This is a genomic window from Geodermatophilus sp. SMS 5-13 (genome assembly GCF_059428245.1).
Map to the genome: position 1 here is coordinate 1,889,461 of NZ_CP165729.1, position 25,483 is coordinate 1,914,943.

The 25,483-nt window shown below is 74.0% G+C and carries 23 protein-coding genes; 13 read left to right on the forward strand and 10 right to left on the reverse strand.

Translation table 11 applies throughout. The features are described from left to right. Positions 1 to 30: 30 nt before the first annotated feature. The 3 genes from AB3388_RS09190 to AB3388_RS09200 all read right to left on the reverse strand — a co-directional run bounded on the left by AB3388_RS09190 (position 31) and on the right by AB3388_RS09200 (position 4,970). Positions 31 to 1,686 carry a glycosyl hydrolase family 28-related protein gene (locus AB3388_RS09190; RefSeq protein ID WP_495410457.1) on the reverse strand — a complete coding sequence of 552 codons (1,656 nt, stop codon included), beginning with the start codon at positions 1,684 to 1,686 and terminating at the stop codon, positions 31 to 33. Positions 1,687 to 1,787: 101 nt separating this feature from the next. Further along, positions 1,788 to 3,383 (reverse strand): glycosyl hydrolase family 28-related protein, encoded by a 1,596-nt coding sequence (locus tag AB3388_RS09195; protein ID WP_495410458.1) that lies wholly within the window; start codon positions 3,381 to 3,383, stop codon positions 1,788 to 1,790. Positions 3,384 to 3,455: 72 nt separating this feature from the next. Then, the gene (locus tag AB3388_RS09200; protein WP_495410459.1) at positions 3,456 to 4,970 is read right to left on the reverse strand and encodes an exopolysaccharide biosynthesis polyprenyl glycosylphosphotransferase; all 1,515 of its coding nucleotides are present in this window, start codon (positions 4,968 to 4,970) and stop codon (positions 3,456 to 3,458) included. 156 nt (positions 4,971 to 5,126) lie between these two features. Between AB3388_RS09200 and AB3388_RS09205 the strand changes: the two genes are divergently transcribed. After that, positions 5,127 to 6,050 carry a sulfotransferase family protein gene (locus tag AB3388_RS09205; RefSeq protein ID WP_495410460.1) on the forward strand — a complete coding sequence of 308 codons (924 nt, stop codon included), beginning with the start codon at positions 5,127 to 5,129 and terminating at the stop codon, positions 6,048 to 6,050. Continuing rightward, a complete protein-coding gene (locus AB3388_RS09210) occupies positions 6,047 to 7,246 on the forward strand; it encodes a glycosyltransferase (protein WP_495410461.1) in 1,200 nt (399 codons plus the stop codon). The genes AB3388_RS09205 and AB3388_RS09210 overlap by 4 nt, the downstream gene beginning before the upstream one ends. Here AB3388_RS09210 and AB3388_RS09215 read toward each other — a convergent pair. Genes AB3388_RS09215 through AB3388_RS09230 form a run of 4 tightly spaced genes read right to left on the reverse strand, consistent with a single transcriptional unit; the run spans position 7,206 to position 12,077 of the window. Next, complete coding sequence (locus tag AB3388_RS09215; RefSeq protein ID WP_495410462.1) at positions 7,206 to 8,378, reverse strand: glycosyltransferase; 1,173 nt, start codon at positions 8,376 to 8,378, stop codon at positions 7,206 to 7,208. The genes AB3388_RS09210 and AB3388_RS09215 overlap by 41 nt on opposite strands. Then, a complete protein-coding gene (locus AB3388_RS09220) occupies positions 8,375 to 9,301 on the reverse strand; it encodes a sulfotransferase family protein (protein ID WP_495410463.1) in 927 nt (308 codons plus the stop codon). The genes AB3388_RS09215 and AB3388_RS09220 overlap by 4 nt, the downstream gene beginning before the upstream one ends. Beyond that, a complete protein-coding gene (locus AB3388_RS09225; RefSeq protein WP_495410464.1) occupies positions 9,301 to 10,671 on the reverse strand; it encodes a lipopolysaccharide biosynthesis protein in 1,371 nt (456 codons plus the stop codon). Before AB3388_RS09225 ends, AB3388_RS09220 begins: the two co-directional genes overlap by 1 nt. Beyond that, positions 10,668 to 12,077 (reverse strand): hypothetical protein, encoded by a 1,410-nt coding sequence (locus AB3388_RS09230; protein ID WP_495410465.1) that lies wholly within the window; start codon positions 12,075 to 12,077, stop codon positions 10,668 to 10,670. Before AB3388_RS09230 ends, AB3388_RS09225 begins: the two co-directional genes overlap by 4 nt. A gap of 135 nt (positions 12,078 to 12,212) precedes the next feature. Between AB3388_RS09230 and AB3388_RS09235 the strand changes: the two genes are divergently transcribed. Continuing rightward, positions 12,213 to 13,091: a sulfotransferase domain-containing protein gene (locus tag AB3388_RS09235; protein WP_495410466.1), complete on the forward strand. Its 879-nt coding sequence runs from the start codon at positions 12,213 to 12,215 to the stop codon at positions 13,089 to 13,091. A 48-nt stretch (positions 13,092 to 13,139) separates the two neighbouring features. Continuing rightward, positions 13,140 to 14,072, forward strand: coding sequence for a hypothetical protein (locus AB3388_RS09240; RefSeq protein ID WP_495410467.1), 933 nt, complete (start codon positions 13,140 to 13,142; stop codon positions 14,070 to 14,072). Between the two features lie 12 nt (positions 14,073 to 14,084). Here AB3388_RS09240 and AB3388_RS09245 read toward each other — a convergent pair whose 3' ends face one another. Together AB3388_RS09245 and AB3388_RS09250 are read right to left on the reverse strand one after the other, a co-directional pair. Continuing rightward, entirely contained in the window at positions 14,085 to 15,020 is a 936-nt protein-coding gene (locus AB3388_RS09245; RefSeq protein ID WP_495410468.1) for a UDP-glucuronic acid decarboxylase family protein, read from the reverse strand. 115 nt (positions 15,021 to 15,135) lie between these two features. Next, positions 15,136 to 16,947: a peroxidase family protein gene (locus AB3388_RS09250; protein WP_495410469.1), complete on the reverse strand. Its 1,812-nt coding sequence runs from the start codon at positions 16,945 to 16,947 to the stop codon at positions 15,136 to 15,138. 112 nt (positions 16,948 to 17,059) lie between these two features. Between AB3388_RS09250 and AB3388_RS09255 the strand changes: the two genes are divergently transcribed. Both AB3388_RS09255 and AB3388_RS09260 read left to right on the forward strand, forming a co-directional pair. Then, entirely contained in the window at positions 17,060 to 17,437 is a 378-nt protein-coding gene (locus tag AB3388_RS09255) for a VOC family protein (RefSeq protein WP_495410470.1), read from the forward strand. 20 nt (positions 17,438 to 17,457) lie between these two features. Then, complete coding sequence (locus AB3388_RS09260) at positions 17,458 to 18,237, forward strand: SDR family NAD(P)-dependent oxidoreductase (RefSeq protein WP_495410471.1); 780 nt, start codon at positions 17,458 to 17,460, stop codon at positions 18,235 to 18,237. Positions 18,238 to 18,249: 12 nt separating this feature from the next. Here the strand turns inward: AB3388_RS09260 and AB3388_RS09265 are convergent, their stop codons facing one another. Continuing rightward, positions 18,250 to 18,678 (reverse strand): DUF1707 SHOCT-like domain-containing protein, encoded by a 429-nt coding sequence (locus tag AB3388_RS09265; RefSeq protein WP_495410472.1) that lies wholly within the window; start codon positions 18,676 to 18,678, stop codon positions 18,250 to 18,252. 172 nt (positions 18,679 to 18,850) lie between these two features. Between AB3388_RS09265 and AB3388_RS09270 the strand changes: the two genes are divergently transcribed. From AB3388_RS09270 to AB3388_RS09300, 7 genes are read left to right on the forward strand one after another with little or no spacing between them, the layout of a single operon-like run. Beyond that, positions 18,851 to 19,870: an amidohydrolase family protein gene (locus AB3388_RS09270; RefSeq protein WP_495410473.1), complete on the forward strand. Its 1,020-nt coding sequence runs from the start codon at positions 18,851 to 18,853 to the stop codon at positions 19,868 to 19,870. After that, entirely contained in the window at positions 19,867 to 20,535 is a 669-nt protein-coding gene (locus AB3388_RS09275; RefSeq protein ID WP_495410474.1) for a GntR family transcriptional regulator, read from the forward strand. Before AB3388_RS09270 ends, AB3388_RS09275 begins: the two co-directional genes overlap by 4 nt. Beyond that, a complete protein-coding gene (locus AB3388_RS09280; protein WP_495410475.1) occupies positions 20,532 to 21,230 on the forward strand; it encodes a 4-carboxy-4-hydroxy-2-oxoadipate aldolase/oxaloacetate decarboxylase in 699 nt (232 codons plus the stop codon). Before AB3388_RS09275 ends, AB3388_RS09280 begins: the two co-directional genes overlap by 4 nt. Beyond that, positions 21,227 to 22,297, forward strand: coding sequence for a 4-oxalomesaconate tautomerase (locus tag AB3388_RS09285; protein WP_495410476.1), 1,071 nt, complete (start codon positions 21,227 to 21,229; stop codon positions 22,295 to 22,297). Before AB3388_RS09280 ends, AB3388_RS09285 begins: the two co-directional genes overlap by 4 nt. Positions 22,298 to 22,329: 32 nt before the next feature. After that, complete coding sequence (locus AB3388_RS09290; RefSeq protein WP_495410477.1) at positions 22,330 to 23,286, forward strand: VOC family protein; 957 nt, start codon at positions 22,330 to 22,332, stop codon at positions 23,284 to 23,286. Further along, positions 23,283 to 24,335, forward strand: a complete 1,053-nt coding sequence (locus AB3388_RS09295) for a DUF2218 domain-containing protein (RefSeq protein WP_495410478.1) — start codon at positions 23,283 to 23,285, stop codon at positions 24,333 to 24,335. The genes AB3388_RS09290 and AB3388_RS09295 overlap by 4 nt, the downstream gene beginning before the upstream one ends. A gap of 56 nt (positions 24,336 to 24,391) precedes the next feature. Next, positions 24,392 to 25,366 (forward strand): ABC transporter substrate-binding protein, encoded by a 975-nt coding sequence (locus AB3388_RS09300; RefSeq protein ID WP_495410479.1) that lies wholly within the window; start codon positions 24,392 to 24,394, stop codon positions 25,364 to 25,366. Positions 25,367 to 25,483 lie beyond the last annotated feature (117 nt).

Consider the following 25,483-nt stretch of genomic DNA (forward strand, 5'->3'; position numbering starts at 1 on the left):
GACGGACCGTCCGGTTCCGGTGGAGCGGGCTCACCGGCCCCGGTTGTCCCCGAGGGTGGTGTCGGCTGCGCCGTCGGCGACCGGCTGGGCGTCGGTGATCCCCGTGAAGTCGTTGCCCTCGATCACCACGCCGCTCGCGCCGGGGGAGACCCGGATCGCCCGTGCGGTCGTCGCTCCGTCGGCCGCGCGGAAGGTCGAGCCGGCCACGCGGGCGCCGGTGACGCCGAGCAGGTCCACTCCGAACGCGCGGTCAGCGATCTCGGCGAACGTGCAGTCCTCGACCGACAGGTCCGTCACGGGGGTCCTGGGACCGGCCACGAGCAGGCGCTTGCCGGGGGCGCCGACGAAGGTGCACCCGCGGAACCGCGGCCGGTCGGTGCCGTCGACGACCGCGGTGATCGGCGCCGCCCCGGTCGGCGCGGTGAACGTGCACTCCTCGAACGTCAGGCCGCCGATGTTCGGGCCGCCGACCCGGAGCGTGCTGTTCACGGCGTGGGTGATGTCGGTCCGGGTGAAGGTCACGTCGCGGATCGCGCCCCGGGACGCCGGGGCGGTCTGCACGCGGATCTCCTGGGTGGACGCGTCCGCGGCCGCGGACATGTCGACGGTGCAGTCGGTGAACGCGAGCCGCTCGATGGCGCCGCTGCTGTGGGTGTTCTTCACGACGATGCCCCGGTTGGCCCCGGACCCGTGGCAGTCGACGAACGAGCAGTCGGTCACCGAGGCGTCCATGTCCGTCGTCCCCGGCTCCCCGCCGGTGAACTCGAGCAGCGCGACCATGAACCGGCTGACCGAACTCACGCCGGTGCACCCGACGAAGCTGCCGCCGGTGATGCTCTGGTTGTACAGCGTGGGCTCGGCGTCCGGGTTGCCGATCGGCACGAACTGGAAGCAGTCGTCGCCGGACTCGACGTGGCAGTCGGTGCCGAGGAAGTCGCTGCCGCCGATCACCCGGATGCCGCCGGTGCCGGTCTTCGTGGCGGAGTTGCGGACCGTGACCCGCTCGAAGCGGCCCCGCTCGCCGGCGAACATGACCGCCTGGCCGCCGGCGTAGGTGTCGACGGTGATGTCGCGTACCGACACGTCGTCCCCGTAGAGGGCGAGCACGACACCGGTGCGGCTGTGGTCGGCCGCCCCGATCGTGCCGCCGCCGCTGATCTGCACCTTGTCGGACTTCGCCGCGAAGTCGGCGTTCCGGAGGAAGGCGCTGACCAGGCCGGAGGGTGCCGCCCAGTCCTTGAGCAGGCGGGCGCCGTCGTCCAGCCGCAACTGGGCGCCGGCCGGCACGAGCAGGCTGCGGGTGCAGCGGTAGGTGCCGGCGGGGAGCACACCGACGCGGGCCTGCTGGGCCGTCGCGTCGATCAGCCGCTGCACGGCGTCGGTGTCGTCGGTGGTCCCGTCCCCGGTGGCGCCGAAGTCCTTGGCGTCGAGGGTTCCGGCCGCGGGCGACCCGGCGGGCGAGGGCACGGTGGTGGATCCGGTGGGGGAGGACACGGCCGGCGACCCGGTGGGGGAGGGCGCCGCGGACGACCCGGCGGAGGACAGCCGGTCGACCACCGGGACGGCGGCCAGCCCGGCGGCGGCCGCGCCCAGGGCGAGCAGGACTGTGCGGCGGCCGACCCGCGGGCCGGGCGCCCGCCCGTCCTCCTGCTCCTGGCGGGGCTCAGGCTGTGGTGGATCGTCCATGGGACACCTCCCCGGGGCGCACCGGCAGGATGCCGCCCGACCGCGACCGTGACCAGCACCCGGCCGACCGATCGCCCAGGTTCCGGGTGCGGCCGCGGTGTCTACAGCCCGGGGTTGCCCCTCAGGGTGGTGTCGGTGGCGCGGTCGAGGACCGGCAGCGCGTGGGCGATGCCCGTGAGGTCGTTGCCGTCGATCACGACGCCGGTGGCGTCGGGCGCGATCCGCAGCCCCCGCGAGGTCGTGGTCCCGGCGGCCGAGCGGAAGGTGGAGCCGGCCACGCGGGCGCCGGTGGCGCCGAGCACGTCGACCGCGAACACGCCGTCGGGGATCTCGGTGAACGTGCAGTTCTCCACCGACAGGTCCGTCACCGGGTTCACCGGGCCGGCCAGGAGCATCCGCTTGCCGGGTGCGCCCACGAAGGTGCACCCGCGGAACGTCGGACGGTCGGTGCCGTCGACGACCGCGATGTTCGGCGCCGCGCCGGTCGGCGCGGTGAAGGTGCACTCGTCGAACGTCAGGCCGCTGATGTTCGGGCCGCCCACGCGCAGGGTGCTGTTCACCGCGTTGAGGATGTTCGTGCGGGTGAAGGTCACGTCACGGATGTCGCCCTGGTCCCCGGCGTCGGTCTGCACCCGGATCTCCTGGATGGACCCGTCGGCGGCCGCGGACATGTCGACGGTGCAGTCGGTGAACGCCAGCCGGGCGATGTGCCCGATGCTGTGGGTGTTCTTGACGACGATGCCGCGGTTGGCCGCCGATCCGTGGCAGTCGACGAACGAGCAGTCGGACACCGAGGCGTCCATGTCCGTCGTCCCCGGGTCGCCGCCGGTGAACTCCAGCAGCGCGACCATGAACCGGCTGACCGCGCTGGTCCCGGTGCACCCGACGAACCTGCCGCCGGTGATGCTCTGGTTGTAGAGGGTGGGCTCGGCCTCGGGGTTGCCGATCGGCGCGAACTGGAAGCAGTCGTCGCCGGACTCGACGTGGCAGTCGGTGCCGAGGAAGCCCGTGCCCGCGACCACGCGGATGCCGCCCGTGCCGGTCTCGACGGCGCTGTTGCCGACGGTGACCCCGCTGATGCGCCCGCGGTCCCCGCCGTACATGAGCGCCTGCCCGCCGGCGTAGGTGTCGAGCGTGACGCCGCGGATCTCCACGTCGTCCCCGAGGATGCCGATCAGGACCCCGGTCTGGCTGTGGTCACGGGCGCCGATGCTGCCCGTCCCGGTGATCCGCACGCGGTTGGCCTTCTGCGCGAAGTCGGCGTTGCGGAGGAAGGCGTCGATCATCCCCGGCGGCGCCACCCAGTCCTTGAGCAGGCGGGCCCCCGGATCGAGCTGCAGCTGCACGTCGGAGCGCAGCAGCAGGCCCGTCGTGCACCGGTAGGTGCCCGCGGGAACGAACGCGAGGGCGCGGCGCTTCGCCGACTCGTCGAGGAGCCGCTGCACGGCCCGGGTGTCGTCGGTCACGCCGTTGCCCTTGGCGCCGAAGTCCTTGCGGAGGTCGAGGACCTGCTGGGTGTCCTTTCTCAGCGCGAGGGCGGGGCTCGCCGTCGGCCGGGAGCCGAGGACCGAGACGCCGGCCAGCCCGGCCACCCCGAGGAACAGGGCGCTGCGGCGGCTGAGCGTCGGCCCGACCGGCCGGTGCGGAGCGGTCGTGGCGTCCCCCTGAGGGGCAGCTGCGGGACTGCGCTTGATCACGGCACTCTCATCTCGAAGGGGCACGTCGGTGTCGGCCCGGGGCAGCAGGGGAGGGGTGCGTACCGGTGCGGGTCACCGGCTGGTCGCCGTGCGGACCGCGGTGTTCAAGGCCTGCCGCTGGACGGCGGCCAGGGTGCGGATCAGGATCACGACGTCGCGCCAGAGCGACCAGTGCTCGATGTAGGAGTTGTCGAACCGGGCCCGCTCCTCGATCGAGGTCTCGCCGCGCAGGCCGTGGATCTGCGCCCAGCCGGTGAGGCCGACCGCCAGCCGGTGGCGGTCGCGGTAGCCGTGCACCGAGTCGGCGAACCGGGCGGCGTAGGTGCACTCCTCCGGCCGCGGCCCGACGAGGGACATGTCGCCGCGGAGGATGTTCCACAGCTGCGGCAGCTCGTCGAGGCTGGTCCGGCGCAGCAGGTTGCCGATGCGGGTCTGCCGCCGCTCCACGTCGATCTGCCGGGCGTGCATCGTGCTGCGCGTCGAGCCGGTGCCCCCGAGCCGCTCGGGGGACTCCTCCGGCGCGGGCATCCGCAGGGTGCGGAACTTGAGGATCGAGATCTCCGTGCCGTCGTGCCCGGTGCGCGGCTGGCGGAACAGGACCGGGCCGGGGCTGCTGAGCCGGACCGCGCCGGCGACGACGAGCAGGAGCGGGGACAGCAGGGTCAGGGCCACCCCGGACACCGCGACGTCGATGAGCCGCTTGACCCGGTAGACGTTGCGGCGCAGCGCGTCCCGGCGCACCCGGTGCAGCGGGATGCCCCACAGGTCCTCGACGTCCGGGCCGCTCGGCGTGGTGCCCACGTCGAAGAACCGCGGGACGACGTAGACCTCGATGTCGCGCCGGGCGGCGCTGCGCACCAGGCCGACCAGGTCGGCCTCGCGGGTCGTCCCGTAGGCGACGATGACCGTGCGGACGCCGTAGGTGTCGAGGACGAGGTCGAGGTCCTCCAGGCCGCCGAGCGGCTCGCGGTCGTCGAGCGGGCTGCCGTCGGTGAGGAAGCCGACGCCGCGGAGGCCGAACTCGGGGTGCTCGCGCATCGTGGCCAGCAGGTCCATGCCCAGCCGGCCGCCGCCGACGACGAGCGTGGACCGCCCGACGAGCCGGTGCCGGCGCGCGCCGCGGAGGGCCGCGTAGCCGATGCTGCGGCCGATCACGAAGCAGGGCACGGCCCACAGCGCGTGCATCGCCACGGCCAGCCCGGCGAGGTTGGCGAACGGGGCCACCAGCAGCAGGGCGAGGGCGAGCCGCGGGAGCTGGCGCGGCGCCTCGTCGAGCGCGCTGAGGGTGATCCGGGGCCGGTACGCGCCGGTCAGGGCGAGGACGAGGAGGGTGGCGGCGACGAGCGCGGGGCCGGCCGGGTCGACACCGCCCAGCCAGAGCATCGGCAGGGCCAGCGCGACGGCGTCGAGGGCGAGCAGGCCGCCCCGGACCAGCCCGCGGTGCTCGCGCGGCTCGCGGTCGGCCGGGAACAGGTGCTCGGGCGCGGTGGCCGGAAGGCGGTCCGGGGCGGAGAGCTCGACGGCTCGGGCGCGCGACAGCGTGCGCACCGCCGGTCGCCGGCTCTGCCGGTAGGACACCTCGATCATCGCGGGCCCGCCCTTTCTCTCGTGATCACAGAGTCCGGGAGGACGGCTTTCGGGAACACTCCCGCCCGTGGGTCCGGCCGACCCCCAATGCGGGGGTGGCGCGGCGCGGGCGCCGGTGGGGCGGGATGCGGGGACGGCGCCGGTAGCATCCGGCCGGTGACGGACGCCCCGGACTTCCTGGTCATCGGGGCGGCGCGGAGCGGGACGACCGCGCTCACCTCGTTCCTGGGCGAGCACCCGGACGTCTTCGTCTCCACCCCCAAGGAGCCGCACTTCCTGGCCTTCCCCGGCGGTGCCCCGCGGTTCACCGGCCTCGGCGACGACGACCTGATCAACCGGGTCGCCGTCCGGGACGAGCAGAGCTGGCGGAACCTGTTCCGGGGGCGGCCCGAGCGGCGCCGCGGCGAGGGGTCGGTGACCACCCTCGCCCACCCGGACGCGTCGGTGCCGGCGATCGGTCGGTACTGCGCGCCCGGCTGCCGGCTGGTGGTGCTGCTGCGGGACCCGGTGGACCGGGCCTTCTCCAGCTGGCTGTACCTGCGCTCGCGGGGCTACGACGCCGGGTCGTTCGAGGAGTGCCTGGCCGCCGAGGACGAGCGCACCCGGGCCGGGTGGGGCCACATGTGGCAGCTGGCCCGGCTGAGCCGCTACGCCGAGCAGCTGGCGCCGTTCGCCGCCGCCTTCGGGGACCGGCTGCTGGTCGTGATCCAGGAGGAGTTCGCCGCCGACCCGGCGGGGGAGTTGCGGCGGGTCCTCGAGTTCCTCGACGTGGACGCCGACGTCCCCATCGACGCCTCCCGGCAGGTGAACGCCGCGGGGCTGCCCCGCAGCCGGGCGATCACCTCCGCGCTCAACACCCTGCGGCGCTCACCGGCCCTGCGCCGCGTGGTCACCGCGGCGGTGCCGCAGCGGCAGCGCGAGCGGATCCGCTCGGCCAACCTGGACCGGGCCGCGGTGGCCCCGGCGACCCGCGCCCGGCTGGCCGCCGACCTGGCCGGCGACGTGCGGGACCTGCAGGACCTGCTCGGCCGCCGGCTGACGATGTGGCCGACCGCCGTCGCCGCGGACGAGCAAAGATGAGCGACCGGATCAAGGTGCTGCAGCTGACCGGCATCACCGTCGGCGGCTCGGCCGAGCACCTGCTCCAGCTGGCCACCCTGCTGCCGCCGGACCGGTTCGAGACCACGATCGCCCTCTCCGGCGGCGGCCCGCTCGACGACGAGATCCGGGCGAGCGGCCTGCCCGTGCTCGACTACGCCCCCTCGCACGGCGCCGGCCACTTCAAGCAGGCGACGCCGGACGGGCCGGTCGAGCTGCTCCGCCAGTTCCTGCGGATCCGGGCGCACATCCGCCGCGCCCGCTACGACGTCGTCCACACGCACACCTCGGTGGCCGGCGCGATGGGGCGGGTGGCGGCCTGGTCGGCCGGGACGCCGGTGCGGGTGCACATGCTGCACGCCTACGCCGGCCACGCCGGGGTGCCGCAGCCGAAGCGCTCGCTGTACCGGCTGGTCGAGCGGGCGCTCGGGCTGTTCACCACGCACTACGTCGCCGGCTCCCGGTTAATCGCCGACGTCGGCGTCCGCACCCGGCTGTTCCGGCCGGCGGACGTCACGGTCATCCACTACGCCAGCCGGATGGCCGTCGGCGACGCGACCGCCGCCGACCGCGCCCGGCTGCGGTCGGAGCTCGGGCTCCCGGCCGACGCGCCGCTGATCGCGCTGGTCGGCCGGATCGAGGACCAGAAGGGCGCCGACCTGCTGATCCGCGCCGTCCCCACGGTGCTGGCGCAGGTGCCCGGGGCACACGTCCTCGTCGTCGGGGACGGCACCCGGCGGGCCGAGGCGGAGGCGCTGGCCGACGAGCTCGGCGTGGCCGGCCACGTGCACTTCACGGGCTGGCGGTACGACCTCGCCGACGTGATGCGCGCGGTCGACGTGCTGGCCCTGCCGTCGCGCTGGGAGGCGTTCGGCATCGTCAACCTGGAGGCGATGGCCGCGGCGAAGCCCGTCGTGGGCTTCGCCGTCGAGGGGATCCCGGAGGTCGTCGTCCACGGCGAGACCGGGCTGCTCTCACCCGCGGGCGCCGTCGACGACCTCGCCCGCGACCTGGTGCGCGTGCTGACCGATCCGGAGCTCGCCGCCCGGCTCGGCGCAGCGGGACGGCGCCGCTTCGTCGAACACTTCGCGCCGGAGCGGATGGTGCAGGCGCACGTCGAGCTCTACGGGACGCTGCTCAGCCGGCGTCACCGAGCACGCCGCGGACGAGCCCGCTGAAGGTGGCGCCCAGGTCCTCGACGCGGTAGTGCGCCCGGATCAGCGCGGCGCCGGCGGCGCTCATCGCGGCGCGGCCGTCCGGGGGCAGCGCCGCCAGCTCGGCGATCCGCGCCCGGATGGACGCCGGGTCCCCGCTGCGGGCCAGCAGCCCGTCGCGGCGCTCCTCGAACACCGGCGGCCGGCCCGAGCAGTCGGTGAAGACGGTCGGGCAGCCGGCCGCCATGGCCTCCATGACGGCGAGCGGCAGCGCGGGGCCCTCCCAGCGGGCGGTGTGCACGTAGCCGTCGGCGGCCGCCAGCAGCCGGCCGACGTCGTCCCGCCAGCCGAGGAAGGTGACGGCGCGCGCCAGGCCGAGGTCGCGGACCTGCCGGTGCAGGGACCCCGCGAAGTCCGCCGTCCGCCGGGCGGCGACCGAGTCCCCGGCGGAGCCGACCAGCGCGACGTGCACCGGCGCGTCGAGGCCGTCGAGCGCGGCCAGCAGGAGGTCCTGGCCCTTCTGCGGGTCCAGCCGGCCCACGTTGAGCAGCAGGACGTCGCCCTCGCCGGCGCCCATCTCCGCCCGCAGCCGGGCCCGCTCGGCCTCGGACAGCGCGACCGGCGGGGTCACCGAGATGCCGTTGGGGAGGACGACGGTGCGCTCGGCGGGCACGCCGAACGCGGTCATCTCGTCGCGCACGACGGTGGAGGTGCAGACGGCCAGCGTGGTGGCGCGGGCGACGACGGCGGCGTAGCTGCGCCGCTTGAGGGCGGCCAGCGGGCGCGGGCCCCAGAAGTGGTGCTGGTTCTGCACCATGAGCACGCCGGGCACGCCGGCGCGGGCGGCGGCGAGCAGGGCGGGGGCGCGATCGCGCTGGTTGACCCCGATGACGCACCGGCCGGCGTCCCGGCGCACCCGGTCGGCCAGGGAGGGCACCAGGCGGGGGTCCCAGGGCCGCTCCAGCCGGGGTTCGAGCACGGTCCGGACACCGAGGGCCGCGACGTCGGGCAGGATGCTCGGCCCGTGCCGCGGAACGGGGCCGTGCACGAGGGTCAGGTCGAAGCCGTCGGCGCGCAGCGCCCGCGCGAACTCCAGCGCCATCTTCGCCGCGCCGGTGCGGTCGGGCAGCCGCAGGGTCATGAACAGGCGGGTCATCCGCGGCTGCGCGCCCGCCGTTCGGGGGCCCGCCACGCGGCCACGTCGAGGCCGGTGACCTGCTCGAGCACGTCGAGGTCGGGGCCGAAGGTCTCCACCAGCGCGCGCCGGGTCTCGGGCCGGTAGCTGGTCCGGACGATGTTGCGGGCGACGATCTGCCGCCGCAGCCGCCGGCGCAGCGACGTCGGGACGACGGGGGAGAGCAGCTTCTTCAGCGGGTGGTGGGTGCTCACCACCCGGCCGAGGAACCGGCTGCGCGGCTCGCCGGAGCGGTGCGGGTCGGGATCGACCGTGCGCGGGACGGCCGGCACGCCGAGGTGGGCGTACACCCGGGCCAGGACGGCGTCCGGGTCGGCGCTCATGTCCTCGTGCCGCAGCACGAGCAGCTGCTCGCGGGGGAAGACCTCCAGCACGTGCCGCAGCTGCTCGCCGTACCGGCTCATGCCCGTGTAGTGCCAGATGTGGTGCCAGCCCTCGGCGATCCGGCGGGGCTCGTCGGCCAGCGCGTCCTCGAAGGTCGCGCACGGCTCCCAGCCGCGGGTGCGCATGAACCCGTAGGCGGAGAAGGCGCGGTCCACCGGGTCGCGCAGCAGGGCGACCAGCCGCGCGTCGGGCGCCATCTCCCGCAGCCGGGTGACGGCGTCCGGGTAGTACATCGTCGACACCGACGCCTCACCGCGGAGCTGGTCCGGCCGGGCGTCCCGAAACAGCTGCAGGTAGGCGTCGCGATCGGTGACGGCGAGCCGGTTGATGGTCTGCCGGTCGCCGGGCCCGGTGAACGCCGGGGTGGAGCCGGCCAGCGCGAGGTAGTGCGGCTCCTTCGGCTCGGTGAGGAACAGCCGGGGGTTCTCGGCGAGGTACTGGAACAGCGCCGTCGTCCCGGATCGCGCCGCGCCGATGATCAGGAACTGCGGGCCGGGCATCACTGTCCTCTCCGTGCCGGGAGGGCGATCGTACGGATGCCCAGCGTCCGGTGGGCGGCCCGCGCCAGGTACAGGTTGCGCAGGCTCATGGCCACCGCCGCGGCCGCGGCCACCCCGGTGCCGCCCCAGACCGAGCCCCACCAGGTCGCCAGCCCGGCGAACGCCAGCGAGGAGACCAGCGCGCTGACCGCGACGACGTGCTGCCGCCCGGCGTGGGAGAGCACCACCGAGCACGGCCCGGTCCAGGCGTTGACGAGGACGCCGGCGGACATGACCAGCGAGGGCACGAGCGCGGCCTCGTACCCGGCGCCGAAGAGCGCGGGCAGGAGCACCGGGCCGGCCGCGGCGAGCACGGCGACGGCGAGCGCCGTGGCCGCGGTCGACCAGACCGCGAACCGCCGGACCGGCTCCTGCAGCGCCGCCAGGGAGCCGGCGCCGGAGGCGGCGGCGATCCGCGGGGCGAGGGTGCGCATGCCGATCGCCGTCGGGACGGCGACCAGCACCGCGATCCGGACCGCGACGGAGAACACCGCGACCTCCTCGACGGGCGCGACCACCGCGAGCAGCCACACGCCCGCCTGCGGCACGGTCACCGACGCCAGCGTGGCGAGGGTGAACGTGCTGCCGGAGCGCAGCAGCCGCCACGGCGAGTCCGCCGGGACCGCGCCGGCCGGCCCGGTGCGCGGCACGGAGCCGGCCGCGTGCCGGCCGTTGCCGCCCGCGGTCACCACGCGGATCAGCAGCAGCAGCCCGAGGAGGTAGACGGCGGTCTCGACGGCGACGGTCCACTCGATCGCCTCCTGCGCCGACGGGGTCGCGGCGGCGGCCGCGACGAGCAGGACGGCCACGAGGACGACGCGCCGCACGTGCTCGCCGAACATCAGCGCGGACCCGAACCGGTCGCGGGCCCGCAGCACGTTGACCAGGTCCGGGCCGACGGCCGCCACGGGCAGCCACAGCGTCACGAGCAGCACCAGCGGCCGGTACACCTCGGGCGGGGTGCCGGCCGCGGCCGTCGCCGGCCCGACCGCCCACTGCCAGAGCACGGCGGTGGCCAGGATGCCGACGGCCTGCGCCGCGAGCAGTCGCCGCAGCAGGGCCGCGTGGGTCGAGCGCTCCTGCTGGGCGAAGGCGATGGTGGCCACCTGGGTGAGCCCGAACTGGGCCAGGACGGCGAGGAAGGTCAGCCAGCTCAGCGCCCAGGACAGGGCGCCGAACTCGTCCGGCGGCAGCACCCGCGCCCCGACCAGGGTGAGCAGGAAAGCGCTGGCGACGGCGACCAGCTGGCCGACGGCGACCAGGCCGGTGTCACGGCGCAGGGCCCGGCGCGCTGCGGCGTCCCCCGGGCCTCGGGCGAGCGGAGCGGTCAAGGAGCCGACGCCGTCCGTTCCGCGCCGGCGCCGTCCTCCCCGGCCGGCCGCGGCGGTGCGGGAGCGGTCACCGGCTCGTCGCGCGCCCGGCGGACGAACAGGTTGACCAGCAGGGTGAACGCGATGAGCGGCAGCCCGAGGGCCACCCATTTCGGCGCGGAGGTCGCCCACACGCCGCCGGGGAAGATCCGGATCATGAAGACCAGGCTGAAGCCCCAGATCAGCGGGTCGCGCGTGAACCGGCGGAAGGCGAACTGGGCGGCGCGGGCGACCAGGCCGCTGAGCAGCCCGCCGAGCACGACGCCGGCGATGCCGAGGTTGACGTACCAGTCTCCGACGGCGGTCGCCGGAAAGCCGTTGTTGCGGTTGATGTAGGTCTGGGCCAGCTGCACCGCGGGGGAGACGAAGGGCTCCTGCTGGCCGATGAGCACCGAGGGCAGCGCGGCCACCGAGCCGTTGACGAAGTCGGCGCCCCCGGTGAAGTCGAACCGGTCGGGCCAGTCGTCGATGTAGAGCAGCAGCGCGTCGTAGAAGGTGTTGTTGGTGGCGACGGCGACCTGCCGGACGGTGCCCTGCCCCTCGATCGTCGGCGCGAGGTCGCCCCACAGCACGGTGTCCCGGGCGGTGCGCAGGGTGAAGGCCAGCAGCAGCGCGAGCACCGGCACCAGCAGGAAGCGGCGGCGCCAGCGGGGGTCGCGCAGCCAGTGCCCGTCCGGGCGGCGGGCGGCGCGCCGGCCGGTCCGGCCGAAGATCAGCGACCCGGCCAGCAGGGCAACGACCGAGAGCACGGGCACGTCGCGGGCTCCCCAGGTCCAGCTGAGGTAGCCGTTGACCGCGATCATCCCGAAGACCATCAGCTTCAGCAGCGGGGCCCGGCGGACGGAGAAGAAGGCGGCGATGCCCACCAGCGCGGCCAGCATGGGGAACGACCGCAGCGCCCGGCTGTCGGCGAGGTCCCGGTCGACCTTCGACGCCTGCAGCAGCCCGGCCGGCCCGCCGTAGCGGATCCACAGCGCGACGGTCGCGGCGAAGGCGACGCCGGTCAGGACGACGGTGAGGATCACCAGCGTCCGCGGGGACAGCGGGCCGCGGGACTGCGGGAAGATCACCGACACCGGCCGCACCAGCGGGGTGAGCAGGCGGGCGCCGGCCCACAGGGCCAGCAGGAACAGCACGACGATCGCCTGGGCCTGCAGGATCAGGGTCTCGGTGTCGCGGTCCTCGAACAGCACCGTGGGGAAGGGCGTGTCGAGCCCCGAGGCCAGCATCAGCGGCCGCCACAGCAGCTGCAGCGCCAGGTAGTAGAGGGTGAGGGCCATCGCGTCCAGCGGGTGGCGGACCACACTCCGGTAGACCAGCGCCCAGACGACGAAGGACGCGGCCACGGCCAGCAGCGGCACGATCACGATCGCGCCCGCCTGTCGTTCGAGGAACTCACCGCACTCCTCCGGGCGTCCGCCGTCCCCCGACGGCGGTACGGCGGGGCGAGGGTAGCTCAGCGGAGCCGCGTTTCCGGGCTGTCGGGCCCTACCATCCCCCGAATGCGTCCCGGGCCGAGGCTGATGATCGTCGGTGCGCCCAAGAGCGGCTCCACCGCGCTGTTCCAGTACCTGGCCGGCCATCCGGACGTCCGCAGCCACGTGCACCGGGAGATGCCGTTCTTCGGCCGGGACGACGAGTTCGCCCAGGGCTGGGGGCACGCGGTCGAGAAGTACTTCCCGCCGTCGGTGGGGGAGGGCCCCCTGGTCGCCAAGCACACGATGGCGATGTACGACCCCGTCGCGGTGCGCCGCATCGTGGACGCCACGCCGGCGGTGGTGGTCGCCGTCCTCCGCAACCCGGTCCCGCGGGCGTACTCGCACTTCCACTACGCCCGGCTGCGCGGCTGGGAGGACGCCGCCACCTTCGAGGACGGCCTCGCCCGCGAGGCGGGCCGCGCGGTCAGCTCGCCGCCCCAGGCGCGGGACATGCAGTACGTCGGGAACGGGGTCTACGCGCCGCACGTGCGCGCGCTGCTCGACGCCGTGCCCGCGGAGCGGCTGCGCATCTACCTCTCCGACGACCTGCGCAGGGGCGCGCGGGAGATCTGCGCCGAGCTGTTCGACCTGGCCGGGCTCGCGCCCTACGAACCGGACGTGACCCGGGGGCACAACGAGGGGCGGGCACCCCGGTCGGCCCGGTTCGCCCGGGCCTTCCTCGCGGTCCAGCGGCCCGGCAGCCCGCTGCGCCGGGTCGCCGCCCGGGTCCCGAGCCGGACGCTGTACCGCGCCCGCCACCTGGTCAATCGGCTCAACGAGGGGCCGGCGTCCTTCCCGCCGATGGCCGCGGAGACCGCCGTCCGGCTGAGGGAGACGTTCGCCGAGCCGAACGCGTCGCTCGCCGGGCTGCTCGGACGATCACTGACCGCATGGGACACGTGACGGTCGGGGTTCTCCCGTAATGGCTGCCGTCCCGGTACCTTGACCGCCGTGCTAGAGACTGCCGCCGACGAGACGTCGCGCTCGTCCGCCGACCGGACCGGCGGCGTCCACCGCGACCCCGAGTCGTACGACTCGGAGCCCGGACTGCGCGACTACCTGGCCGCGCTGCGCCGCTACTGGTGGCTGGCGCTGGTGACCTTCCTCGTCGTGCTCGGGGTGGCCATCGGCTCGCTGTACGTCATCGACCCGGTGTACCGCTCCGAGGCCGAGGTGCTGATCCGGACGGAGGACAGCCAGCAGCTGTTCCCGCGGACCAGCGGCAGCTCGGGCGCGGCACTGGTCCGCTCGACCGGCTCGGAGCTCGTGTACGTGCAGGGCGACGCGTTCGAGAAGCTCGCCACCGACGCCGCGGGTGACGACGCCGAGGTCGAGGTGCGCAGCGCCACCGCCCTGGACTCCAGCGGCCTGGTGTTCTCGGCCGAGGCCGCCACCAAGCGGGCGGCCCAGGAGGCCGCGCAGACCTGGGCGGAGACCTACGTGAAGGCCCGGCACGACAGCGACGTCGCGCAGGCCACGGCGCTGCGCGACCTGCTGGTCGGCAACCGGGACGCCCTGGCGGCACGGCAGCAGGAGATCCTCCAGCCGGTCGCCGCCCTGGACGAGGCCGTGGCCACGGAGACCGACCCCGTGGAGCTGTCCCGGCTGCTCAACCAGCGGCTGCAGATCCAGCGCACGCTGGCGCCGGAGCTCGACCCGGTGGAGACCGAGCTGCGCCGGCTGAACACCCAGATCTCCAGCCTGGACATCGACCTGAAGGTGATGGAGGACCCCGCGTCGCTGGCCTACGTCAGCAAGGCGGCCGAACTGCCGGAGGACCGGGCGAACGGCTCGATGACGCAGAGCGTGCTGATCGGCGTCGTCGCCGGGCTGGTCCTCGCCGCCGGCGCCGTCGCGGCCGCGAGGGCGCTGCGCCGCCGTTAAGGGGGTCCTTTCTCAGCGGGCGGTCACCAGGTCCGGGTGCTGGGAGAACCACTCGATCGTGCGCTTGAGGCCCTCGTCGAGGGCCACCTGCGGCTCCCAGCCCAGCGCCCGGCGGGCGTAGCCGATGTCGGGCTGGCGGACCGTCGGGTCGTCCTCCGGCCGGGGGATGAACTCGATCGGCGAGTCCGACCCGGTCAGCTCCTTGATCCGCCGGGCCAGGTCGATCACCGGGATCTCGTGCGGGTTGCCGATGTTCATCGGCCCCGTCTCCGACGACAGCAGGAAGCGGACCAGGCCCTCGACGAGGTCGCTGACGTAGCAGACAGAGCGGGTCTGGCTGCCGTCACCGGCGACGGTCAGGGGCTCGCCGGCCAGCGCCTGCCGGATGAACGTCGGGATGGCCCGGCCGTCGCGCGGCCGCATGCGCGGGCCGTAGGTGTTGAAGATCCGCACGATCGCGGTGTTGACGCCGTGCGTGCGCCGGTAGGCCGACGTCAGCGCCTCGGCGAAGCGCTTGGCCTCGTCGTAGACGCCGCGCGGGCCCACCGGGTTCACGTTGCCCCAGTAGGTCTCCGGCTGCGGGTGGATCAGCGGGTCCCCGTAGGCCTCCGACGTCGAGGCGAGCAGGAACCGGGCGCCCTTCTCCTTGGCCAGGCCCAGGGTGTGCAGGGTCCCGATCGAGCCGACCTTCATCGTGTGGATGGGCAGCTCGGCGTAGTCGATCGGCGAGGCGGGGGAGGCGAAGTGCAGGACGTGGTCCACCGGCCCCGGCACGTGGACGTAGTCGCTGACGTCGGCGCGGACCAGCCGGAAGCCGGGGTGCTCCATCAGGTGCGCCACGTTGGCCGGCGTGCCGGTGAGGAAGTTGTCGAGGCACAGCACCTCGATGTCGCGGTTCAGCAACGCCTCGCACAGGTGGGAGCCGAGAAAGCCGGCCCCTCCGGTCACGACAGCACGAGACATCGTTGTCCCCTCCGTTCGCACGCCCTCGCCCTCTGATCGCGCACCGTAACCCGGCGGATCGCCTTCCGGCTGCCCGGATCTCACTCCGGCGCGCGCGGGCTCACTCGATCAGCGTGAGGGAGTCCACCGGGGAGGTCGCCTCCGGGTTGATCTGCTCCGCGGGGTCCAGGGGCTCCGGCCCGGTCCCGACGTCGGGCACGGTGTCCGGCGCGTCCTCGGGCGGGATGATCCGCGAGCGCGGGTCGAGAGCGTCGGCGAGCAGGATCACGTCGCCGATCTTCTTCGTCTCCTGCCACTGGAAGCCCGGCTTGGCGTTGAAGTAGGAGTCCGGGTCCAGCGCCATGATGCCGAGGATCACCTCGGCCACGATCCGGCCGCCGACCGGGCCGAGCTTGCGGCCCTGGTTGAGCAGCTCGGCCTCCTTGAGCACGTAGTACCAGAGCGGCGCCTTGCCGCCCCAGCCCGGCTGGGTGAGACCCAGCTGCGCATTGGTCAGCGGGGTGACGCCCATGGCGGTGGCCACGTCCTGGCCGCAGGGCAGGCCGAGCCGCTTGCCGCGCAGCAGGTTGCGCTCGGCCAGCGCGACGATCGCCTTGGTGGTGGGCGCGACGACCGTCGACGGCAGCGTGAACAGCGGCAGCGACAGGTTGCTGTCGATGCGCCGGGACATGTTGCGGTCGTCCGGGGGCTCGAGACCCGGGATCTCGAAGAAGTAGTTCCAGTCGGCCCACAGGTTGGCCGGGATGGGCCGGTTGCCGCGCAGGTCCTCGTAGCCGTCGGGGCCGAAGATCGGCACGGTGTGGCCGTCCTGCATCTCGTACTCGGCGCGGATCATGCTGTGCCCGAACCGGTAGGCGGCGCCGGCGTACTCGATCGGCATGTACGGGTTCTCGGGGTGCTCGGGCTTGTAGAACGTCCCGAAGAACTTGATCGTCCCGTCGCGCTTGATGAGGCTGGTGACGACGTCCTTGCCGACGATGCGCGGCAGGTAGTCGTTGACGATCAGCCACTGGTAGTGCCACCGGGTCTGCCGCTGCGCCTGCAGGTAGGTCATGCCCTGGGACATGAACTTGTTGTGCAGCTTGATGAAGATCATGTGCACCTGGTTGACGATGAGGTTCTCGTCGTTGCGCGGGTCCCCGAGGTAGGCAGCGCCGACCTCGTCGCGCGGCACGTCGGTCAGGCCGTCGTGCTCCACGACCTTGAGCCAGCCGTACTTGGCCGGGTCCTGGTCGTAGAGCTCGGGGCTGCCCTTGATGCCCTTGCCGTAGACGCTGCCCAGGTCGAACCACGGGGTGTCCCAGTTGCGCATCGCCAGCGGGTCCTGGAGCTTCTGCGTCAGTGGCGTCTTGTCCAGGGTCATGTCGTGGTCGACGAACTGGCCGAAGTACACGTAGCCGGCCGGGATCGCCGGGTTGTCGAACTTCCCCTCGCTGAACTTGACGTCGTGCAGCGGTGCCTTGCCGTCGTTCATGCTCACGGCCAGGTTGCGCAGCAGCCCGTCGGTCGGCGCGAACGGCGGCAGGTCCTTGAACATCAGGCCGAAGCGGGCCTCGACCTTCCGGTTCACCTTGACGGCGACGGTCGCGCCGCGCGGGTCACCGACCGCGTGCGCCCCGAGCTCCGCGGGAACCTCGGTGGGCGCCGGCGCGGGCGCCGGCGCGGTGGCGTCGGTCGTCGTGGCGGGGTCGGTGGGGACCGGCTCGTCCGCCGCCCGCGCCGTCCCGCCGAACCAGCCGACGGCCGGCACCATCGCCGTGGCCATCGCCCCGGCGAGGAAGCCGCGCCGGCCCACGCCGCTGGCCGGCTTCGCCCCGCTGAACGGGCAGCCGCCCGCGCTCGCGTCGTCCTGGTGCACCTCATCGCCCCCCGGCTCGTTCCGGACCTGCTGGCCCGTGCTGAGGAGCAGCATCGAGGTCACGGGGCGCGGCCCGGCAGACGCGTCCATGGGGTCGGCCGACCCCAAATTTGTGGGGGATGTGCCGGCGGGACGGCCCAGGTGGGGGTGCGGTAGGACTCTCGTCGTGCAGATCGACCGCCTGGACCACCTGGTGCTCACCGTGGCCGACATCGACCGGACGGTCGGCTTCTACACGCGGGTGCTGGGCATGCGGGAGGAGACCTTCGGGGCCGGCCGGCGCGCCCTGACGTTCGGGCGCCAGAAGATCAACCTGCACCAGGCCGGGCGGGAGTTCGAGCCGAAGGCGGCGCACCCGACCCCGGGCAGCGGCGACCTGTGCTTCGTCACCGAGTCCCCGCTGGACGACGTCGAGCGGCACCTGGCCGCCTGCGGCGTGCCGATCGAGGAGGGTCCGGTCGACCGGACCGGGGCGCTCGGCCCGATGCGCAGCGTCTACGTCCGCGACCCGGACGCCAACCTGGTCGAGATCTGCACCTACTGATGCAAGCGGAGAGGAACGGCGTGAGCTCGTTGTTCGACCTCAGCGGCCGGACGGCGCTGGTGACCGGCGGTGGCTCGGGCATCGGGCTGGCCATGGCCCGGGCGCTGGCCGAGGCCGGGGCCGCGGTCGCCCTGTGGGGGCGGAACGCGCAGAAGGTGCGCAGCGCCGCGGACTCCATCACCGGGGCGGGCGGCGTGGCGCACGCGCTGCAGGTCGACGTCTCGGACGAGGCCGCCGTGACCGACGGCCTGCGCGACACCCTCGAGCTGCTCGGCGACCTGGACGTCGCCGTCGTCAACGCGGGCGTGGCGCCCCCGCTGGCCCCGCTCGTCACGGCGTCCACGGCGGACTACCGGACCACGATGGCGACCAATCTCGACGGCGCCTTCTGGACGGTGCGCGAATGCGCGCGGGTGATGGCCGACCGGGCGCAGCGCGGCCGGCCGGGCGGGTCGATCATCGCCGTGGCCAGCCTGGCCGCCATCGAGGGCGCCGGCCGCAACCACGCCTACGGCATGGCCAAGGCCGGGCTCACCGCGCTGGTCCGGTCGTCGGCGGTGGAGCTCGCCCGCCACGGCATCCGCGTCAACGCGGTGCTGCCGGGCTGGATCGCCACCGACATGACGACGGCGGCCCAGGAGGCCCCCGCCTTCGCCGAGAAGGTCATCCCGCGGGTGCCCGCCGGGCGGTGGGGCCGGCCCGAGGAGTTCGGCGGGATCGCCGTCTACCTCGCCGGCGACGCGTCGTCCTACCAGACCGGGACCACGGTCGTGATCGACGGCGGCTACAGCATCTTCTGAGGACGGCGGCCGCTACCGGCCGCGGAAGCCGGCGCGCGGCTCGAAGCCGCCGTCGGCCAGGCCGTGCACGGCGAGCGCCACGAGCAGGACGACCAGCAGGACGGCGAGGACGGCGGCCAGGGCGGCGACCACCACGCGCCGCGAGCGCAGGCCGCCCTGCAGCTCGGTGCGCGCCTGGGCCGCGGCCATCGAGCCGACGGCGCGCCAGCCGGGCGCGGTGGGGACGGCGTCGCGCGGGAGGTCGGAGGTCAGGGCCGGCAGCTCGTCGAGGAAGCGGGCCTCCAGCGCGGCGGCCATCCGGTCCCCGCCCTCCTCGGCGGTGAGCAGGCCCCGTCCCACCGCGTCGTGGAGAACGGCCACGGTCGCCGTCCGGTCGGCGTCCGAGGCGCGGATGCGCGGCCCGGGCGCGGCCCCTTCGGCGGTCGCGGTTCCCTCGGTCATGTCGTCCCCCTGCTCGGCTCGCTCGGTGTGCGGCTCGCACGTTCCCGGCCGAAGCTGTGCGCAGGCTGGGGCTCGCCTCTGGGTCCCCGACAGTGTCGGCGAGATTGTTGACAATCTGGTCGACACCCTCGAGGCTGGGCGGGCCGGCTGCTCGGACCGACGGGGGAGAAGCATGATCATCGACTGCCACGGCCACTACACGACCGCGCCCGCGGCGCACACCGCCTGGCGGGAGGAGCAGGTGGCGGCCTGGCACGCCGGGGTCTCCCCGGAGCCGTACCCGTCGATCAGCGACGACGAGATCCGCGAGACGATCGAGTCCAGCCAGCTGCGGCTGATGGACGAGCGCGGCATCGACCTCACCGTCTTCTCGCCGCGCGCGTCGGCGATGGCGCACCACGTCGGCGACGCCGCGGTCAGCCTCGAGTGGGCGCGCCGCTGCAACGACCTGATCCACCGCGTGGTCGGCCTGTTCCCCGACCGGTTCATCGGTGTGGCGCAGCTGCCGCAGTCGCCGGGCGCGCCGATCGAGGGCTCGATCGCCGAGCTGCGCCGCTGCGTGGAGGAGCTCGGCTTCGTCGGCTGCAACCTCAACCCCGACCCCAGCGGCGGGCACTGGACCGCGCCGCCGCTCACCGACCGGACCTGGTACCCGTTCTACGAGGCGATGGTCGAGCTCGACGTGCCGGCGATGGTGCACGTCTCGGCCTCGGCGGTGCCGGCCTTCCACGCCACCGGCGCGTACTACATCAACGCCGACACGACGGCGTTCATGCAGCTGGTGCAGGGCAACCTGTTCGCCGACCTGCCGGACCTGCGCCTGGTCGTCCCGCACGGCGGGGGAGCGGTGCCCTACCACTGGGGCCGCTACCGCGGCCTGGCCGACATGCTGAAGCAGCCCGCGGTCGAGACCGCCGTGATGCGCAACGTCTTCTTCGACACCTGCGTCTACCACCAGCCGGGGATCGACCTGCTGCTCGACGTGATCGACACCGGCAACATCCTGTTCGGCTCGGAGATGGTCGGCGCGGTCCGCGGCATCGACCCGCGGACCGGGCACCACTTCGACGACACCCGCCGCTACCTCGAGGCCTCGAGCCTGGACGACGCGGCGCGCGCCGCCGTCTACGAGGGCAACGTCCGCCGGGTCTACCCCCGCCTCGACGCCGCCCTGACGGCGGCCGGCCGGTGACCGACCCCGGCGCCGGCCGGCTGCTCGCCGAGCAGCGGCTGCGCGCCGCGATCACCGACGGCGACATGGCGCCCGGGCACCGTCTGGTCGAGGCCGACCTCGTGGCCCTGCTCGGCGTCAGCCGCAGCAACGTCCGGCTGGCGATCGACGCGCTGGCCGCCGAGGGGCTGGTCGAGCGCATCCCGAACCGCGGTGCCCGCGTGCGGATCGTCTCGGCCGAGGAGGCCGTCGCGATCACCGAGTGCCGGATGGCCCTCGAGGGCCTGATCGCCCGCAAGGCCGCCGAGCGCGTCACCACGGACGACGTCGAGCGGCTGCGCGCCCAGCTGGACCGGATGCGCGCGGCCGTCGACGGCGGCGACCTGCTGAAGTACTCGGCGCTCATCCAGCAGCTGCACGGCCAGCTGCACGACGCCGCCGGCCAGCCGGTGGCGGCGGGGCTGATCGACCGGCTGCAGGCCCAGCTGGTGCGCCACCAGTTCCGGCTCTCCCTCCGGCCGGGCCGCCCGCAGGTCAGCCTGGCCGAGCTCACCGCCCTCGTGGACGCGGTGGCCGACGGCGACGCCGACCGCGCCGCGGCCGCGTCCGGAGCCCACTTCCGCAGCGTGATCGCCGCGCTGTCCGAACCCACGCTGAACGAACCCACCGCAGGAGGACCCGCATGAGGAACGTCGTCGTCACCGACCCGCCGCGCGCCGACATCGGGGACGCGCAGACCCTCGGCGGTTTCGGGGTGGCCACCGTGCACGAGGCGCTGGGCCGGGTCGGCTACCTGGGCCCGGCGTTCCGGCCGGCCTGGGCCGGGGCCCGCATCGGCGGCACCGCCGTCACGGTGCTGTGCTGGCCGGGGGACAACCTGATGATCCACGTCGCGGTCGAGCAGTGCCGGCCCGGCGACGTGCTCGTGGTCGCGACCAACTCGCCGTCCACCGACGGGCTGTTCGGCGAGCTGTTCGCCACCGGGCTGGCGCACCGCGGCGTGCGCGGGGTCGTGCTCGGCTGCGGCGTGCGCGACGTCGCCGAGCTGCGCGAGATGGGCTTCCCGGCCTGGTCGCCGGCGGTCAGCGCGCAGGGCTCGGTCAAGGCCACTGCCGGCGCGGTCAACGTCCCGATCGTCCTGGGCGGGCAGACCATCTCCCCGGGGGACGTCGTCCTCGCCGACGACGACGGGGTGATGGTCGTGCCCCGTGCCGACGTGCCGCGGGCGCTCACCGCGTCGCAGGCGCGGACCGACAAGGAGTCCGCGACTCGCGCCGCGTTCCAGCAGGGGCAGCTGGGGCTGGACCGCTACGGCCTGCGCGACAAGCTGCCCGACTTCGGCATCGAGTACGTGCCCTACGAGAAGTGGGCGAACGGATGAGTTACGACGACACCGGCGTGCGCGCCACGATGCTGCGCGGCGGCACCTCGCGCGGCCTGTACGTCGAGGCGAGCGACCTGCCCGCCGACCCGGCCGAGCGCGACGACCTGCTGCTGCGGCTGATGGGCACCCCGGATCCGCGGCAGATCGACGGCCTCGGCGGCGCCACCTCGCTGACCAGCAAGGTCGCCGTCGTCTCGCCGTCGGACCGGCCCGACGTGGACGTCGACTACCTGTTCCTGCAGCTCGGCGTCGACGAGGCGACGGTCAGTGACCGGCAGAACTGCGGCAACATCCTGGCCGGCGTCGGGCCGTTCGCCGTCGAGCGCGGGCTGGTCCCGGCCGGCGACGGGGAGACCAGCGTGCGGATCCGGATGGTCAACTCCGACAGCGTCGCCGTCGCCACGTTCCCGACCCCGGGCGGCCGGGTGGAGTACCGCGGCGACGTGGCCATCGCCGGCGTCCCCGGTACCGCCGCGCCGGTGTCGCTCTCCTTCACCGACACGGAGGGGTCGAGCACCGGCCGGCTGCTGCCCACCGGCTCCGTGCGCGACACCGTCGACGGCATCGACGTCACCTGCGTCGACAACGGGATGGCCGTCGTCGTGGCGATCGCGGAGTCCTTCGGGCTCACCGGCTACGAGTCGCACGAGGCGCTGGCCGCCGACGCCGCGCTGCTCGCGCGGATCGACGCCTTCCGGGTCAAGGCCGGCCAGCTCATGGGGCTCGGCGACGTCACCGGGTCCAGCGTGCCGAAGACGGCGCTGCTGGCCCCGGCGCGCGACGGCGGCCAGGTCTGCACCCGCTCGTTCATCCCGGTGCAGCCGCACAGCTCGATCGGCGTCCTGGCCGCGGTCAGCGTCGTCACCGGGATGCTGCTGCCCGGCGCGGTCGGCTCCGAGCTGACCGCCGGCTGGCCGGCCTCGCGGGTGGACGTCGAGCACCCGACCGGCCACCTGCTCGTCGACGTCGAGGTCGACAGCTCGGTCACGCCGCCGCGCGTCGTCCGCTCGGGCGTCGTCCGCACCGCACGCAAGCTCTTCGACGGCACCGCCTACCCGCGTTGAGCTCACCCGCCCGACCCACCCTCGGAGACCCGATGCCCCTCCTGCACGAGATCGCCCACCTCGCCCACGTCGAGCTCCGGACGGCGGTGCTCGACGAGAGCGTCGAGTTCTTCACCCGCTACCTCGGGCTGACGCAGACCGGGGAGGCCGGCGACTCGGTCTTCCTGCGCGCGTGGGACGACTACGAGACGACGACGATCAAGCTGACCGCCCACACCACCTCCGGCGTGGGCCGCACCAACCTGCGCGCGGCGAGCCCCGAGGCGCTGGAGCGCCGGGTCAAGGAGATCGAGGCGGCCGGCCGCGGCATCGGCTGGGCCGACGGCGACCCGGGCTACGGGCCGACCTACCTGTTCACCGACCCGGACGGCCACGAGCTGGGGCTGTACTACGAGTCGGAGTGGTACGACCCGCCGGCCGACCTGACGCCCTCCCTGAAGAACCAGGCGCAGGCCTACCCGAACCACGGCGTCGCGGTGCGCCGGCTGGACCACGTCAACTGGCTCGGGGTCGAGCCGGTGGCCAACCGCGACTTCTTCCGCGACACCCTCGGCGCGCTGGTCACCGAGCAGATCGTGCTCGACGACGGCACGATCGCCGGCACCTGGACGACGTTCACGAACAAGGGCTACGACGCCGTCTGGACCCGCGACCGGACGCAGACGCCCGGCCGGCTGCACCACATCGCGTTCGCCGTCGACACCCGCGACGGCATCCTGCGCGCCGCGGACCTCGCGCTGGAGCAGGGGGTGCACATCGAGACCGGCCCGCACAAGCACGCCATCCAGCAGACGTTCTTCCTCTACGTCTACGAGCCCGGCGGCAACCGGATCGAGCTGTGCAACGCCGGCGCCCGCCTGGTGCTCGCACCCGACTGGCAGCCGGTGAACTGGACCGAGGCCGAGCGCGCCAAGGGCCAGGCCTGGGGGCTGAAGACGATCGAGAGCTTCCACACCCACGGCACCCCGCCGGTCGAGGTCACCCCGTGAGCCCGCGGATCGCCGTCCTGGGGCTGGGCGAGGCCGGCTCGGAGATCGCCCGCGACCTGGTCGCCGCGGGCGCCGACGTCCGCGGGTACGACCCGAAGCCGATCACGGTGGACGGCGTGGCGCCGCGTGGCAGCGAGGCCGAGGCGGTGGCCGACGCCGACCTCGTGCTCAGCGTGAACAGCTCGCACGACGCGATGACCGCGCTGGTCAACGCGCTGCCGGGGCTGCGGCCCGGCACGCTGTGGGCCGACCTGAACACCGGGTCGCCGGGGCTCAAGGTCGCGCTGGCCGAGAAGGCGGGGGAGATCCCCGTCGTCGACGTCGCGCTGATGTCGCCGGTGCCGGGCAAGGGGCTGCGCACGCCGATGCTGGTCTCCGGCGAGGCCGCGGAGCGCTACGCGTCGCTGCTGGGACCGCTGGGTGCCGAGGTCACGGTCCAGCCCGGCCCGGCCGGGACGGCGATCTCGCGCAAGCTGCTGCGCAGCGTCTTCTACAAGGGGCTCGCCGCGTCCGTGGTGGAGGCGCTGCGGGCGGCCGAGGCCGCGGGCTGCGCGGACTGGCTGCGCGAGAACATCGCCGCGGAGCTCACCTCGTTCGACGCGCGGACCGTCGACCGGCTGGTCGACGGCACGCACGCGCACGCCCGCCGGCGCGCGGACGAGATGACGGCGGCGACGGAGCAGCTCGAGGAGCTGGGCGTGCCCGCGCGGATCGCGCCCGCGGCCCGCGACCTGCTGATCGAGTTGCGGGACGCGGCCGCGACGGCGCTCTCCGCGACCGCCGAGGTCGCCACGGACGCGCCGGCCCGCTACGCCAAGCAGCTGGTGAGCCACCTCGGCCGCCGGCTGACCTGGCAGATCGACGGCGACACGTCGCGGGCCGCGATCGGCGACGGGGTCGGGACGGTCGTCGTCGGGGACGGCGTGCTGACCCTGCGCGCCGAGGCGCCCGACGAGGAGACGCTGGCCCGCATCCAGCACGTGCTGGGCAGCCACCTCGAGCGCTTCGGGCAGCGCAACGAGCTCGCGGTGGCCTGGCGAACCACCTAGCCCGGCGCGCACGCTCGCGCCAGGCTGCGCGGTACCGCCTATGCAAAGGAGCGCAGATGCGCAGAGTCCTCGCCCCGATCGCCGTCCTGTCGGTCCTCGCCACCGCCGCCTGCGGCTCCGCCAGCAGCGGGGGCGGCTCGTCGTCCGGAGGTGGGTCGGGCGGCACCACCCAGATCGCGGTGGGCGTCATCCCGATCACCGACGTCGCACCGATCTACCTCGGCATGGAGCAGGGCTTCTTCGCCGACCACGGTCTGGAGCTGGAGCTCACGCAGCTGACCGGCGGTGCGGCCGCCGTCCCGGGTGTCGTCGCCGGCGACTTCCAGTTCGCCTTCGGCAACGTCACGTCCACGCTGCTCGCGGGCTCGCAGAACATCCCGCTGCGGATGGTGGCCGAGGGCGTGTCCTCCACCGGGGACCCGGAGACCGACTTCTGCGGCATCGTCGTCCCGGGCGACAGCCCGATCCAGTCGGCCGCCGACCTGGCCGGCAAGAAGGTCGCCATCAACACGCTCAAGAACATCAACGAGGTCACGACGCGCAAGGTCGTGGAGGACGCCGGTGGCGACCAGTCGACCATCCAGTTCGTCGAGCTGCCCTTCCCGGACATGGGCGCGGCCCTGCAGAACGGCAACATCGACGCGGCGCAGGTCGTGGAGCCGTTCCTCAGCGCGGCGAAGGCCCAGGGTGCCCCGCAGGTCGCGGCGAACTGCGCCGAGGCCGTCGACGACCTGACGGTGGCCACGTACTTCACCACCGAGCAGTACATCCAGCAGAACCCGGACGTCGTCGACGACTTCCAGGCCGCGATCCAGGAGTCGCTCAAGTACGCCAGCGACAACCCCGACGAGGTGCGGCGCATCGTCACGACCTACACGCAGATCACGGCGGACGTCGCGGCGGACATGAACCTGCCGGCCTGGCCGGAGGAGATGAACGTCGACTCGATCAAGGAGGTCGCCGAGCTGATGACGAAGTACGGCATCACCGAGGAGACCGTCGACGTCGACTCGCTGATCGCGACCGACTGACGCCTGCCCTTCTCCCCACGACGACCGCTCCGGGCGCCGGCCCGGGCGGTCGTCGGCGTCCGAGCACCGCGTGTGACCGTCCGGCGTCCGCCCGTACGGCACCTCCCGCGGCGAGTA